The organism is Amycolatopsis sp. NPDC003731, assembly GCF_053586895.1.
Genome location: NZ_JBSFNC010000199.1, coordinates 1 through 13,740, shown reverse-complemented (window position 1 = coordinate 13,740; position 13,740 = coordinate 1). Strand labels below are relative to the sequence as shown.

Sequence of the window (13,740 nt, the reverse complement as noted above, 5' to 3'; positions counted from 1 at the left end):
CGAGGTCGCTTTGCTCGGTGCCCACCACCCCGAAGCCGCGATTGTCACTACGGCCGGTGGTACCGCGTCAAGGCGGGAAAGCGTGCCTTGACCCGGCGCCACCGGCCGTGTTCGGGCTTCGGATCGGGGTGGCGGGGGAGGTCTGGGCTGGGTGCCGGTTTGGGTGGTCCGCGTGCCGTTCGGGCCGTCGGCGCCGGGGCAGGGCCGAGCCGAAGGCTGAGCGGGAAGCCCGCGCCGTTCGGGGCGTGGGCGCCCTGGGGCAAGGCCGAGCCCGTACCGATCCGAGCCCGTACCGGGCCGTGCCGAGCCCGTACCGTACCGGGCCGGGCCGGGCTTTCGACGGTCGGAAAGGTTACTCATCGGTGAACCGGTGGTGACCGTTACCGATCGCCGCCGGTCCGTCGCCGAGCTGTTGTTCCCGTGCGCTCAGCCGCGCAGGGCTTCGATCATGAAACGGACCGCCGGCTGGGCCGTCGGGATCGGGGGCCAGCCGTTGATCGTGGCCAGCAGCTGCCAGTAGCGCTCCGCCCGGGGGTCTCCGCTCATCGCGAACCGGTCGGCCAGTTCCGCGCGGAACTCCGGCGATGCCGGGTCCTGGTCCGGCCGGGCCGAGGCTGCCGCCAAGTCCGCCGCAAGCGTTTGCCCCGTCTGCGACGTCGGCGATTCGCCCGCCGTCACCGCTGCCTCCGCTCGGGAGACCCAGACCGGCCAGTTCTCCTGCCAGGCCGAAGCCGGCTGGTGGAACTCGCCGTCCTCGATCTGCTTGGCCTGGGTTTCGCTCATGTGGCGGATCAACGCCCGGAACTCCGGGTCCTGGACCAGCTCGGCGAACTCGATCCAGGCCTCGAGCTGCTCCGGTGTCGGGTCGTCGGGCAGCTCCGGCTTGCCCGACCGCATCCGGCGGTAGAACTCCTGGTCGATGTCGAGCCCGGCGACCATTTCGTCCCAGAACTCGTCGACCAGCCGCTTGCGCTCCTCGTCGGACATCGACGCGAGACGGTTCATCAGGTTCACTTCCTCCAGTTCGGAATTGCGCTTGGCCACCGCGCGCAGCACCGCCCGGCGCAGCCGCAGCCGCCGGATCTGCTCGTCGAGCGCCTCCACGTGCCGGACCGCGAGCTCGCCGACCGTCGTCGACTGCGACAGCGCGGCGGAGACGTCGGCGAGGCCGAGACCCAGCTCCCGCAGCGTGCGGACCAGCTCCAGGCGCGCCATCGCGGCCGCGTCGTAGAGGCGGTAGCCGGCGTCCGTCCGCTCGGTCGGCGGCAGCAGCCCTTCGTCCGAGTAGAAGCGGATCGTCTTGACCGGCAGGCCGGTCCGCCGGGACAGCTCGCCGATGGTGAAGGTTGCGGTGGTGCCCACAAAACGCATGATGAACTCTCCAGTCGGTGGAGAGTCAACTCTTCCACGGTACGGTTGAGGCATGCACTTCACCCGGCCCCGCGACCTGGTGGTCGCCGGGCTGCTCGGCCTGGGACTCGGCTACCTGCTCTTCCAGACGGCCTACGGCTCGCTGCCGCAGCTGCCGCTCCTCGCCGGTGTCACCTTCGCCGTGCTCGCCGTGATCGAGGTCGTGCTGGCCTTCTCGATCCGGTCGCGCATCAAGAACGGCCGGATCGTCGGCGCGATCGGGGTAGCCCGATCGGTGGCCCTCGCCAAGGCTTCGTCACTCGCCGGCGCGTTCATGGCGGGCGCCTGGCTGGCGGCGCTCGCCTATCTTTTTCCCCGACGTGACGAACTCGTCGCCGCGGTCTTCGACACGCGTGCCGCGGCGGTCGGCGCGGTGTCCTCCGCGGCCCTGGTAGCAGCGGCTTTGTGGCTCGAACACTGCTGCCGGACCCCGCAGGACCACGATCGTGAGCGCACCCGCGGGACGACCGGTTAGCGCTGGAATCCCACCGCTCGCTGGACCGAGTAGGTCTCGTTCGGATTACGAGCAGGTACGGTGTCAGTCATGACCGGCGTGGGTGACGACTCGCGCGGCCGCCTCTTGGGCAGGCCGTGGCTCGTTGTCGGCTTTGTCCTCGCCATCGGAGCCACCCTCGCACTGGTGCTCAGCGACGATCTCCGCTATCTCCGGCTCGGGATCGTCGCGGCCCTCTGGGCCGCCCTGATCGGCGCTTTCCTCGCCGTGAAGTACCGCAAGAGCGCGGCACAGAGCGAGGACGCGGTCGCCGAGGCGCAGGCTGTGTACGAACTGGAGCTGGAACGCGAGATCGCGGCCCGGCGCGAGTACGAGCTGGAGATGGAGGCGGAGAACCGCAGCGCCGCCGACTCCAAGGGCCGCGAGGAGCTGGAGGCGCTGCGCGCGGAGGTGTCCGCGCTGCGTGACAGCCTTCAGTCGCTGTTCGGCGGCGAGGTGCTGCTCGAACGCGTCGCGCTGACCGCGCAGGCGACCCGGATGCGCAAGCTCTCCGACGAGAACCGCCTGATCCCCGACGCCGCGCCGAAGAAGAAGCCCGCCCAGCTGATGGCCGGGAAGAAGCCGGTGGTCGAGGGCGGCGAGCGGCCGACCGAGCTGATCGACCGCGTCCTCGACGAACGCCGTCGCAAGGCCTCGAACGGCAAGCCCGCGAACGGCAAGGGCCTCGGCAAGGGCAAGGGCTTCGGCGGCAAGCCGGTCCCGAAGGCGCCGGCGAACGTCTCCGTGCAGAGCACCCAGCAGATGGCCCGGCCGAAGCCGCTGAGCGAGCGCCGTCCGCCGGTGCCGCCGGTCGACCCGGCGCTGAACGCCGCGCAGCGCGAGCTGAAGGCCGCCGAGCTGCGGGCCGAGGCGGCGCGCCGGCAGGCCGAGTCCCAGCCGATGCGGCTGCCGAAGCAGGACGAAGTCGCGAAGCAGCCCGAGCGCCGTCCGGAGGCCGCTGCCGAGCCGACGCGCCGGGACGTCCCGCGGCCCCCCGCTGACCCGAAGACCGAAATCCGGCGTCCGCAGGCGCCGGAGCCGAAGACCGAGATCCGCCGCCCGCAACCGCCGGAGCCGAAGACGGAAATCCGCCGTCCCGAGCCGCCGCCCGCGCGCCGGGCCGAGCTGTCGCGGTCGGACATCCGGCCCGTCGAGGTGTCGCGTCCGGACATCCCGCGGGTGGAGATGTCGCGTCCGGACCTCCCGCGCGTCGAGGCGCCGATGCCGCGGCCCGAGGCGCCGCGGCCGAACGCCCCGCGGGCCGAAGCGTCGCGTGCGGACATTCCGCGGGTCGAGATGTCGCGGCCCGACATCCCGCGCGTGGAGATGTCGCGTCCCGATATCCCTCGAGTGGAGATGTCCCGCCCGGACATCCCCCGTGTCGACATGTCGCGCGCGGACATCCCGCGGGCGGAGATGTCGCGTCCCGACATCCCGCGGGTGGAGATGTCGCGTCCGGACATCCCGCGCGTGGAGATGTCGCGTCCCGATATCCCGCGGGTGGAGATGTCCCGTCCGGACCTCCCGCGCGTCGGCGGTCAGCCGAACGGCGCCCGCCCGGATCCGCGGAAGGCGCCCGAGCCGCCGCGGCCGGCGCCGGGGCGTCCGGCGGCCAGCGTGCCGCCGCCGAAGCCGTCGGAGATGTCGCGGTCGGACATCCGGCCGGTCAAGGACCTGAGCGCGGCCTTCCAGAACCGCGACGACTTCGCCGAGCGCCAGCGCCCGAACCGGCCGAAGCCGCCCGAACCGAAGCCGCCGATGCCGCGGGACGCCGCCGCATCGCGCACGGACCTCCCGCCGGTCGTCCCGCCGACGACGCCGGTGCCGAGCAACAAGCCGGCGCCGCGGCAGCCGTCGCGCACCGATCTGCCGCCGGTGGTGCCGCCGACCACGCCGGTCCCGGCCGCCGACAGCCGCCGTCCGTCGCGGCTGGAGCAGTTCTCGCGGGCCGACATGTCGCCGATCCTGGAGGAGCCGCCGTCGCGTCACGGCGGATCGCACCGCGCGCCGGCCGCGGAGGCGGCCAAGGCGGAGTCGCCGATGGCGAACCCGACGCTGCCGGAGTCGGTCCGCAACTTCCAGGGCCGCTCGGGCGGCCGCCGCCGCAAGCCGGAGGACTCGCAGCAGATGCCGGCGGTGCCCGCCGCGGCGCCGGAGCCCCCGGGCGGAGGCCGCCGCCGCCGTCCGGACGGCGAACCCCCGGCTTGGGAGGGCATGGTCGCGGAGCGGGCCTCGATGTCCCGCCGCGGAATGGCCCCGGTGGACCCGGCGGACGTCGAGCAGCCGCAGAACGGCAACGGCCACAACGGAGCCCGCAACGGCCGCCGGGCGGCGCCCGAGCCCGCCCCGGGCAGCGGCTCGCACGCGGCGGGCCGCTCGGTGAGCGAGCTGCTCGCGGCCAACGGCGGCACGGGCGCGACGCCCCGCCGCCGCCGGCGCGCGGAGGACTGAGGCGCCCCAAGTGCCGCGAATGACTCATTCGGGACGTCGGAGGTCCCCAATGAGTCATTCGCGACAGCGCGGGGCCGCCGCACGGGCAGCTCGTCCCGGAGCGGGCCGGTCAGGCGTGCGCTCGCGCGAGAAACCGCAGCGGGAGCTGAGGTGGCATTCCGGTCCCCGCGGCCACTTGCGTAGGGTGACCCGCTGTGAGCGGAACCCTCTCGCCCGCGACGGGACTTGATCGCGGACGGCGGCCTCGCCGGGTCACCGTGCTGCTGCCGGTGCTCGGCCTCATCGTGGTGGCCCTGTGCGGCCTGTTCCTGTTCGGGCTCGCCACCGCGCGGGTGGGCCCGCTCGCCGTCACCATCGGCGTCCTCGCCGCGCTCGTGCCCGTGGCCGGCGTGGTCGCCGGGTTCCTCTGGGTCGACCGGTGGGAGCCCGAGCCCGCCAAGTTCCTGCTGCTCGCCTTCGCCTGGGGTGCCTGCATCGCGACCGTCACCGCGCTGCTCATCAACACCACCGCCGAGGCCGTCGGGGAAGAGCTGCTCGGCACCGGCAACGGCAACACGCTCGCCGCGCTCGTCTCCGCCCCGATCTTCGAGGAGGCCGCGAAGGCCCTCTTCGTCGTGCTCATCCTGTGGCGGCGGTCCAGCGAGTTCGACGGCGTCGTGGACGGGGTCGTCTACGCCGGGTTCAGCGCCGCCGGGTTCGCCTTCACCGAGAACATCTACTACTTCGGGCGCGCCTTCGCCGACTACGGCTTCGGTGACGGGCACAGCCAGGGCGTCATCACCGCCTTCTTCCTGCGGGGCGTGCTCGCGCCCTTCACGCACCCGCTGTTCGCCGTGCTCACCGGCATCGGGATCGGCATCGCCGCGCGGACGACGACCAAGGCGCTCAAGTTCGTCGCGCCGGTCGCCGGGTACCTCGCCGCCGTCTGCCTGCACGCCCTGTGGAACAGCGCCGCGCTGCTCGGCGGGTCGAAGTTCCTCACCGTCTACTTCCTGATCATGCTGCCGCTCTTCCTCGGCGTGGTCTACCTGGTCGTCCTCCAGCGGAAACGGGAACAGCGGATCATCGCCGCCGCGCTGCCGCACATGGCCGCCGCGCGGTGGATCGCGCCGTCGGAGGTCGAACTGCTCGCCAGCCTGCCCGGCCGGCGGGCCTGGCGCCGCCAGGCGAAACGGCAGTCCGGCAAGCAGGCCGCGAAGGCGGTCGCCGTCTACCAGGCCAGCGTGACGGAGCTCGCGTTCCTCGACCGGCACCAGCTCACCAGCGACTCCGACCGGCAGCGCCAGCAGGAGCTGCTGCACACCCTGAAGGCCGCCCGCGCGGAGGCGACGCGCCTCGCCGACGAGGCCGCCCGCGGGTGACCCGGTCCGGGTGAAGCTGGTCACCCGGGCTCAACGGCGCCCGCTCGCCCGAGTTAGTCTCGCGCCGTCGTCCGGTACCCGGAGCGGGACTGGAACGAGAGCAGAGGGAGTCTGCCAACCATGAGCGTCCACAGGCGCACGCCATGATGAGGCCCGCCCGCCTCGCGGTCGGTGTCGTTTCCGCCGGCCGGGTGGGCAGCGTGCTCGGCGCCGCGCTGGCCCGGGCGGGGCACCGGGTGGTCGCCGCGTCGGGCCTGTCCGCTTCGTCGCTGGCCCGTGCCGAACGCCTCCTCCCGGGCGTGCCCCTCCTACCGCCCGACGAAACCGTCCGCCGGGCGGACCTGGTGCTGCTCGCCCTGCCCGACGACGCGCTCGCCGGGATGGTCCGCGGGCTCGTCGCCACCGAGTCGCTGCGGCCCGGCCAGATCGTCGTGCACACCTCCGGCGCGCACGGCATCGACGTCCTGGCCCCCGCGGCCGAGGCCGGCGCCCTGCCGCTCGCCCTGCACCCGGTGATGACGTTCACCGGCCGCGAGGAGGACCTCGAACGGCTGGCGGCCTGCAGCATCGGTGTCACGGCGGCCGAGGACGACGAAGCGGCGTGGCACGTCGGCGAGGCGCTGACCGTCGAGATGGGTGCCGAGCCGGTGCGCATCCCCGACTCCGCGCGAGCGTTCTACCACGCTGCGTTGGCGCACGGCGCAAACCACCTGATGACGCTGGTCGCCGACTGCGCGGACCTGTTGCGCCAGGCCGGAATCGGGCATTCCGAACGCCTGGTCGCGCCCCTGCTCTCGGCGGCATTGGATAATGTGCTGCGACACGGCGACCGCGCCCTCACCGGCCCGGTCGCGCGTGGCGACCTCGGCACCGTCCGCAAGCACCTCGCGGTGCTGGCGGACCGGGCGCCGGACGTGGCGCCGGCCTACCGGGCGCTGGCCAAGCGCACGGTGGCGCGTTCGACGGCGGCCGGGCTGCTGGACACCGCGGCCGCCGAAGACCTCACCGAACTCCTCGACGATCCCGCCGAAGGGCACCAAGACCAGTGACCACACCGAAATTCAGCCGCGGCACGTTGAACACGTTCGCGTCGCCCGAGCACGTGAGCCAGGTCAGCCGGGCGTTGCACGGCGTCGGCCGCAAGCTGGCGCTCGTGCCGACCATGGGCGCGCTGCACGCCGGGCACCGCGAGCTGATCCGCCGCGCGAAGCGGCTGCCGAACACCGTCGTGGCCACCTCGATCTTCGTGAACCCGCTGCAGTTCGGCGCGGGCGAAGACTTCGAGGCGTACCCGCGGCCGCTGGAGGCGGACCTCGACATCCTGCGCGAGGACGGCATCGAAATCGCGTTCACGCCCAGCGCGGACGCCCTCTACGCCGAGGGCGCCGTGGTGACCGTCCACCCCGGACCGCTCGGCGAAGAACTCGAAGGTGCGGTCCGGCCCGGGCACTTCGCGGGCGTGCTCACCGTCGTGGCGAAGCTGTTCAACCTGCTGCGCCCGGACTACGCCTTCTTCGGCGAGAAGGACTACCAGCAGCTGGTGCTGATCAAGCGGATGGTGCGCGACCTGAACATCGACACGCGCGTCATCGGCGTGCCGACCGTCCGGGAGCGCGACGGGCTCGCTTTGTCGTCGCGCAACGTCTACCTGACGCCTGAGCAGCGCGAAGACGCCATCGTCCTGTCGGCCGCCCTCACCGCGGGGGCGTTCGTCGGCCGGGACGGGGCGGAGGCGGTCCTCGAGACCGCGTGGAAGACCCTCGCCGCGCGGCCCGCGGTCGAGGTGGATTACCTGGAGTTGCGGGGAACCGACCTCGGGCCCGCGCCCGTCGATGGTGAAGCACGACTGTTGATCGCGGCCCGGGTGGGGAGTACCCGGCTGATCGACAACGTTCCGGTCCTGCTCGGCGCCGCCGTCGAGCACCCGGAGCGGCTGGACGCAGGGGAATAGGAGTCCACGATGTACCGCACGATGCTCAAGTCGAAGATCCACCGGGTCACCGTGACCCAGGCCGACCTGCACTACGTCGGTTCGGTGACGGTCGACGAGGACCTGATGGAGGCCGCGGACCTGCTGCCGGGGGAACAGGTGTCCATTGTGGACGTCACCAACGGGGCGCGGCTGGAGACCTACGTCATCAAGGGCGAACGCGGCAGCGGGGTGCTCGGCATCAACGGGGCCGCGGCGCACCTGGTGCACCCGGGTGACCTGGTCATCCTCATCTCGTACGGCCAGATGGACGACGCCGAGGCGGCGACCTACCAGCCGCGCGTGGTGTTCGTCGACGCGGACAACCGGGTCGTCCACCGGCACACCGACCCCGGCCACGCGCCGGAAGGGTCCGGGCTGCTGTCCGGCACGGTGACCCTGCCCGCGGACGAGGAGACCGCGATCTTCCCGGTCGCCGAGACGGCGGACGCCCGCCGCCTCGACGCGTTGCTGCACGCGGAAAGCTGACCCGCTTGCTGCTCACCGTCGACGTCGGCAACACGAACATCGTCCTGGGCCTGTGGTCCGGTACCGACCTCGTGGGTGACTGGCGCATGCGCACGGACGCGCGCATCACCGCCGACGAGCTGGCGTTGACGGTCCGCGGGCTGCTCGGCCCGCACGCGGACGCGGTGACCGGGATCAGCGCGTTGTCGACGGTGCCGGCGGTGTTGCGCGAACTGCGCGTGATGCTCGGCCGGTACTACGCCCGGATCCCGAAGATCGTCGTCGAGCCGGGCGTGCGCACGGGCGTGGCGCTGCTGGTGGACAACCCGAAGGAGGTGGGCGCGGACCGGCTGGTGAACACGCTGGCCGCGCACCACCTCCACAGGACGGCGTGCGTGGTGGTCGACTTCGGCACGTCGACCAACGTCGACGCGATCTCCGCGCGTGGCGAGTTCCTCGGCGGCGCGTTCGCCCCGGGGATCGAGATCTCGGTGGACGCGCTGGCGTTGCGCGCGGCGGCGCTCCGGAAGGTCGAACTGGTCCCGCCGCGGTCGGTGATCGGCAAGAACACGGTGGAGTGCCTGCAGTCGGGGATCCTCTACGGCTTCGCCGGGCAGGTCGACGGCCTGGTGCGCCGGATCGTCCGCGAGCTGTCGCCCGGCGGGACGGAGAAGGTGGCCGTGCTGGCCACGGGCGGCTTGGCCCCGCTGGTGCTGGACGAGTCGGAGACGATCACCGACCACGTCCCGGAGCTGACGCTGCTCGGCCTGCGGCTGGCCTACGAGCGCAACATCCGGCCCTGAACCCCCGCCGTCAGCCGCGGGCCAGCCGGCGCCACAGCTGCCACAGGCTGGTGGCGCCGAGCGTCAGCCCGAGGCTCATCGTCTGGCCGTTGTGGAACTTCGCGTGCGGTGGCCAAGCCGGGTTGAACACGTGGGTTCGTTCCAGTCGGCGCAGTGTGCAACCTCGGGTTGGATCGAGGTCAAGGAAGTCACCGTCGTCGCGCGCGCAGGACCGTGGTGACCAGCGGCAGGTCGAACTCGCCCTGCGCGGTGGCCGGATTCGCGGCCAGGAACTGCCGGAGCCGGCCGAGCAGGGCCGCCGACTCCTCCGGGGCGGAAACGATCACCTTCGAATACGTCGCGATCGTTTCCAGCAGGGTCTCCGCGGTGCGCCGTTGCGTATGGTGAAACCGATCGATTTCGAATGATTCGAAGGCCGGGTGCGTCACTTCGCGCATATCTTCGACGCTCGCCGGGCGGCGGGCGCCGTCGCGGCCCAGGGTGGTGAACTCGGCGACCCACGGCACCGATTCGTCCTCGTAGTTCCACATCGGCACGCACACGCCGCCCGGGCGCAGCACGCGGCCGATCTCCGCCAGCGCGACCGGCATGTCGAACCAGTGGAACGCCTGGCCGACGAAAACCGCGTCGACGGCGGCGTCGGGCAGCGGGATCCGTTCCGCCTCCCCCGCCAGGGCCGGCACCGACGGCACCGCCCGCTCGAGTTCCGCGCGCATTTCCGGGTCGGGTTCGACCGCGGTGACGTCGAGCCCGAGCGCGGTGAGGCCGAGGGTGAGCTTGCCGGTTCCGGCGCCGAGGTCGAGCACCCGGCGCGGGGTGCCGGCCGCCCCGGAAAGACCCCACTCGATCGCGGCCCGCGGGTAGCCGGGCCGGTGCCGGGCGTACTCGGCGGCCCGGCTGCCGAAGGAAGAAGCGCGCTGACCTCGGGTAGGATCGCTCACGCTGTCCAGGCTAATCGAGTAAAGGTAAAGGTAATCCGGTTGGCGTAGCGGTCCGCCGGGTTCGTACCCTATGGGCCATGACCGAAAACCCCGCTTCCACCAGCGAGCCCGCCGAAGACGAACTGCCCGAGCAGATGCGGGTGCGCCGGGAGAAGCGCGACCGGATCCTCGCGGAGGGTATCGATCCCTACCCGGTGGAGGTACCCCGGACGCACTCGCTCGCCGAGGTGCGCGCCGCGCATTCCGGGCTGCCCGCCGACACCGCCACGGGCGAGCAGGTCGGCATCACCGGCCGGGTGATGTTCCTGCGCAACACGGGCAAACTGTGCTTCGCGAGCCTCCGCGAAGGCGACGGCACCGAGCTGCAGGCGATGATCAGCCTGGCGAAGGTCGGCGAGGACGCGCTGGCGGCCTGGAAGTCCGACGTCGACCTCGGCGACCACGTGTTCGTGCAGGGCGAGGTCATCACGTCCAAGCGCGGCGAGCTTTCGGTGATGGCCGACGCCTGGCGCATCACGTCGAAGGCGCTGCGCCCGCTGCCGAACGCCTTCAAGGACCTGGCCGAGGAGACGCGGGTCCGCCAGCGCTACGTCGACCTCATCATGCGCCCGCGGGCGCGGGACGTCGTGCGCACGCGCGCCGGTGTGGTCCGGTCGCTGCGGGAGTCGTTCCACCGCCGCGGGTTCACCGAGGTCGAGACGCCGATGCTGCAGACGCTGCACGGCGGCGCCACGGCCCGCCCCTTCGTCACGCACTCCAACGCGTTCGACATGGAGCTGTTCCTGCGGATCGCGCCGGAGCTGTACCTCAAGCGCTGCGTCGTCGGCGGCATCGAGAAGGTCTTCGAGATCAACCGCAACTTCCGGAACGAGGGCAGTGACTCGTCGCACTCGCCGGAGTTCGCGATGCTCGAGTACTACGAGGCGTACGCCACCTACGACACGAACGCGGTGATGACGCGGCAGCTGATCCAGGAGGCCGCGCAGTCGGTGCTGGACACGCAGGTCGTCACGCTTCCGGACGGTTCGGAGTACGACCTGTCCGGCGAATGGACCACGCTCGGAATGTACGAGTCGTTGTCCGATTCCCTCGGCGAAGAGGTGACGCCGGACACGCCGGCCGCCAAACTGCACGGATTCGCGCAGGCCAGGGGCCTGGAAGTGGATCCGAAGCTCGGGCACGGGAAGCTCGTCGAGGAACTGTGGGAACACCTCGTCGGAGATCACCTGCACGCACCGACGTTTGTCCGTGATTTTCCGCTGGAGACGTCGCCATTGACGCGGCAGCACCGCTCCCGGCCCGGCGTGGCCGAGAAGTGGGACCTCTACGTGCGCGGATTCGAACTCGCCACCGGATACTCCGAGCTGGTCGATCCGGTCGTCGAACGGGAACGCCTCACCGAACAGTCGCTGCTGGCCGCGCAGGGCGATAGCGAAGCCATGCGGCTCGACGAGGATTTCCTGCGGGCCCTGGAGTACGGAATGCCGCCGAGCGGTGGCGTCGGAATGGGGATCGACCGGCTCCTCATGGCGCTGACCGGTCTCGGTATCCGGGAGACGATCCTCTTCCCGCTGGTGCGACCCGAATAACCCGGCCGTGTGAGGATAGCGGGCGGTTATGGATACGAGATTTGCGCTGCACTGCAGAAGCGGGTACTAATGTCTTAGACAAAGACTTCTGTCCCGGGGCTTGCCCCGTACCAGATCATTGAGTAAGCCCCGCAGGAGGAATCGGATGGCACAGAAGGTGCTCGTCTCGCTGGTCGACGACCTCGACGGTAGTGAGGCCGAAGAGACCGTCGAGTTCGGTTTGGACGGAGTCAGCTACCAGATCGATCTCTCCTCGGAAAACGCCGAGGAGCTGCGGGACGCGCTCGCTCAGTATGTCGAGCACGCGCGTCGTGCGGGCGGTCGCAAGCGCGCTTCGGTCCGTCCGGTCGCGGGTAAGGGTTCGGCTCGTCCGGCCGCGGTCGACCGCGAGCAGAACCAGGCCATCCGGTCGTGGGCGCGCAAGAACGGATACGCGGTTTCCGACCGCGGCCGCATCCCCTCCGAGGTCGTCGAGGCTTACCACAAGAAGAACTGAGGATTGTTCACGCCGCCGTCGGGCCGGCCGGCTGCAGGTCGCTGACCAGCAGTTGTGCGCCGGCGCGGGAGTGGTGTCGACGCGGGGTTTCGGAGAGCCGCCGGGCGAATATTCGCCCGGCGGCTTTCTTCATGTCCGATCGCTGTCCGGTTCCCGTTCGGTGGCACCGCGGGCGGTTCGGGCGTACTCGGCAGGCGACTGGCCGGTCACCGTCCGAAAATCGCGGATGAAGTGCGACTGGTCGCTATAGCCCAGTCGAACCGCCAGACCGGCGTAATCGGGTTGTCCTTCTGTGACGAGCCGCTGCGCTGCGTCATTGAGGCGGTATATCCGGATCGCCCACTTGGGCGGGACACCGACGTGTTCGGCGAACACGCGCTGGATGGAGCGGGTGGTTAGTCCAGTATCCGCGCACAGTTGCGCCACCCGGGTAATTCCCGGATCCCGCGCGATTGATTCCACCGCCGCCGCGGCCGCGCGCGCGGACGGAGACAGCGGCACGGGATTTGCGATCAGCAAGTTGTCGACCGCACGAGCCATTTGCGCATCTCCGTCGGCGTTCTGCACCGATTCCGCGACCGCCGCGGCCGCCGGTCCGAAAACGTCGGCGAGTGGGACGGCGCGGTCGGCGATGTCACGTACCGGGCGCCCGAGGAACGCGCGGAAGGTGCCCGGCCGGAATCGCACGCCCAAGCCCTGGACGTGGCCGGTCAAGCGGTGCGAAAAGACGTCGCGGGCCGGGCCGTGGACGCCGGAGGCGCCCGGGAAGAACGTGACGTGCACCGAGAGGTTCGGCAGCACCCGCTGCTCGTAGGGCGGTTTGCCGCGCAGGTCCCACCGCAGGATCCAGTGGTATTCGACGAATTCGGCGAGTTCCGGCGCGGGCGGGTGCCGGGTCAGCGTGAACATCGTGCGCGCGGTGGCCTCGGCCACGATGCCGCGCGGGATCCGGTGCGTCACGGATTCACGGTAGCTGTCGCGTTCGTACAAGACGCGCTCCTCGCCGGGGGTTTGGATCACCGGCATGACTGCTGCACTGATGCGCCCGGCCGCGGCCGAGTTCCTCCGGATCGCGACCGCGGTCCCCGACCTGAGCGCACCGACCCCGTGCGCGGGCTACGACGTCCGCGGGCTCGTCAACCACCTCCTGTACTGGGGCCCCTGGCTGATCGCGGCTGGCCGGCGCCTGGACGCGCCGGCGCCGCTGACCGGCGAGGCGGAGGCGGCGCTGGTGACGGAAGACTGGCGGGCGGACCTGGAGAAGCAGACGGAGACGCTGGTCTCGGTGTTCGAGGAGCCCTCGGCGTGGACGGGGACGACATCGTTGGGCTCGGCTGCGATGCCGGCATCGGTGGTGGGATCGATGGTCCTGGGCGAGTTCGTACTGCACGGCTGGGACCTGGCCCGGGCGAGCGGGGTCGAATGTGCGTACGCCCCGGAGGCGGCGACGGCGGTGTACGAGTCGGCGGTGGCGATGGGCGACCAGGCGCGTTCGATGGGGGTGTACGGGCCTGAGGTGGCGGTGGGGGACGGTGCGTCGCCGCTGGAGCGGGCGCTGGGAGCCGCGGGGCGGGATCCGGGGTGGACGGCCTGAGCCTGGCGTTGCGCTCCGGCAAAGCCGGAGCTTCAGGTCACTCCACCTGCCCGAACGAGACGCGGACGCCAGACCGGCACCCCACCCAGACCTCCCCCGCCACCCCGATCCGAAGCCAGCACGCGGCCGGTGGTGCCGGGTCAAGGCACGCTTTCCCGCCTTGAC

Annotated in this window: 15 protein-coding genes; 10 read left to right on the top strand and 5 right to left on the bottom strand. The window is 71.4% G+C overall.

Going from position 1 to position 13,740, the window contains the following annotated elements:
• Nucleotides 1-426: 426 nt before the first annotated feature.
• Nucleotides 427-1,362: a helix-turn-helix domain-containing protein gene (locus ACWDN5_RS42855; RefSeq protein WP_449680295.1), complete on the bottom strand. Its 936-nt coding sequence runs from the start codon at nt 1,360-1,362 to the stop codon at nt 427-429.
• A 61-nt stretch (nt 1,363-1,423) separates the two neighbouring features.
• Between ACWDN5_RS42855 and ACWDN5_RS42850 the strand changes: the two genes are divergently transcribed.
• The 7 genes from ACWDN5_RS42850 (at nt 1,424) to ACWDN5_RS42820 (ending at nt 8,955) form a co-directional block, all read left to right on the top strand.
• A complete protein-coding gene (locus ACWDN5_RS42850; RefSeq protein WP_449680294.1) occupies nt 1,424-1,885 on the top strand; it encodes a DUF3180 domain-containing protein in 462 nt (153 codons plus the stop codon).
• 69 nt (nt 1,886-1,954) lie between these two features.
• Nucleotides 1,955-4,354, top strand: a complete 2,400-nt coding sequence (locus tag ACWDN5_RS42845) for a DUF6779 domain-containing protein (protein ID WP_310969063.1) — start codon at nt 1,955-1,957, stop codon at nt 4,352-4,354.
• Between the two features lie 257 nt (nt 4,355-4,611).
• Nucleotides 4,612-5,715: a PrsW family intramembrane metalloprotease gene (locus tag ACWDN5_RS42840; protein ID WP_310969670.1), complete on the top strand. Its 1,104-nt coding sequence runs from the start codon at nt 4,612-4,614 to the stop codon at nt 5,713-5,715.
• A gap of 89 nt (nt 5,716-5,804) precedes the next feature.
• Nucleotides 5,805-6,764, top strand: coding sequence for a Rossmann-like and DUF2520 domain-containing protein (locus ACWDN5_RS42835; protein WP_449680296.1), 960 nt, complete (start codon nt 5,805-5,807; stop codon nt 6,762-6,764).
• Nucleotides 6,761-7,666: a pantoate--beta-alanine ligase gene (gene panC, locus ACWDN5_RS42830; protein WP_310969060.1), complete on the top strand. Its 906-nt coding sequence runs from the start codon at nt 6,761-6,763 to the stop codon at nt 7,664-7,666. Before ACWDN5_RS42835 ends, panC begins: the two co-directional genes overlap by 4 nt.
• A 9-nt stretch (nt 7,667-7,675) precedes the next feature.
• Nucleotides 7,676-8,173, top strand: a complete 498-nt coding sequence (gene panD / locus ACWDN5_RS42825; RefSeq protein WP_310969058.1) for an aspartate 1-decarboxylase — start codon at nt 7,676-7,678, stop codon at nt 8,171-8,173.
• A gap of 5 nt (nt 8,174-8,178) precedes the next feature.
• Complete coding sequence (locus ACWDN5_RS42820) at nt 8,179-8,955, top strand: type III pantothenate kinase (RefSeq protein ID WP_449680293.1); 777 nt, start codon at nt 8,179-8,181, stop codon at nt 8,953-8,955.
• Nucleotides 8,956-8,965: 10 nt separating this feature from the next.
• Here the strand turns inward: ACWDN5_RS42820 and ACWDN5_RS42815 are convergent, their stop codons facing one another.
• The gene (locus tag ACWDN5_RS42815) at nt 8,966-9,085 is read right to left on the bottom strand and encodes a DUF6640 family protein (protein ID WP_449680292.1); all 120 of its coding nucleotides are present in this window, start codon (nt 9,083-9,085) and stop codon (nt 8,966-8,968) included.
• A 58-nt stretch (nt 9,086-9,143) separates the two neighbouring features.
• Nucleotides 9,144-9,896, bottom strand: coding sequence for a methyltransferase domain-containing protein (locus tag ACWDN5_RS42810; RefSeq protein WP_449680291.1), 753 nt, complete (start codon nt 9,894-9,896; stop codon nt 9,144-9,146).
• 77 nt (nt 9,897-9,973) lie between these two features.
• Between ACWDN5_RS42810 and lysS the strand changes: the two genes are divergently transcribed.
• On the top strand, nt 9,974-11,485 hold the full coding sequence (lysS, locus tag ACWDN5_RS42805) for a lysine--tRNA ligase (protein ID WP_449680290.1): 1,512 nt from the start codon (nt 9,974-9,976) through the stop codon (nt 11,483-11,485).
• Between the two features lie 145 nt (nt 11,486-11,630).
• A complete protein-coding gene (locus ACWDN5_RS42800) occupies nt 11,631-11,981 on the top strand; it encodes a histone-like nucleoid-structuring protein Lsr2 (RefSeq protein ID WP_020641935.1) in 351 nt (116 codons plus the stop codon).
• Nucleotides 11,982-11,988: 7 nt separating this feature from the next.
• Here the strand turns inward: ACWDN5_RS42800 and ACWDN5_RS42795 are convergent, their stop codons facing one another.
• Both ACWDN5_RS42795 and ACWDN5_RS42790 read right to left on the bottom strand, forming a co-directional pair.
• On the bottom strand, nt 11,989-12,114 hold the full coding sequence (locus tag ACWDN5_RS42795; RefSeq protein WP_310969044.1) for a hypothetical protein: 126 nt from the start codon (nt 12,112-12,114) through the stop codon (nt 11,989-11,991).
• Nucleotides 12,111-12,971: an AraC family transcriptional regulator gene (locus tag ACWDN5_RS42790; RefSeq protein WP_449680289.1), complete on the bottom strand. Its 861-nt coding sequence runs from the start codon at nt 12,969-12,971 to the stop codon at nt 12,111-12,113. The genes ACWDN5_RS42795 and ACWDN5_RS42790 overlap by 4 nt, the downstream gene beginning before the upstream one ends.
• A 34-nt stretch (nt 12,972-13,005) precedes the next feature.
• Here ACWDN5_RS42790 and ACWDN5_RS42785 point away from each other — a divergent pair, with 34 nt between their 5' ends.
• Nucleotides 13,006-13,575: a TIGR03086 family metal-binding protein gene (locus ACWDN5_RS42785; protein WP_310969041.1), complete on the top strand. Its 570-nt coding sequence runs from the start codon at nt 13,006-13,008 to the stop codon at nt 13,573-13,575.
• Nucleotides 13,576-13,740 lie beyond the last annotated feature (165 nt).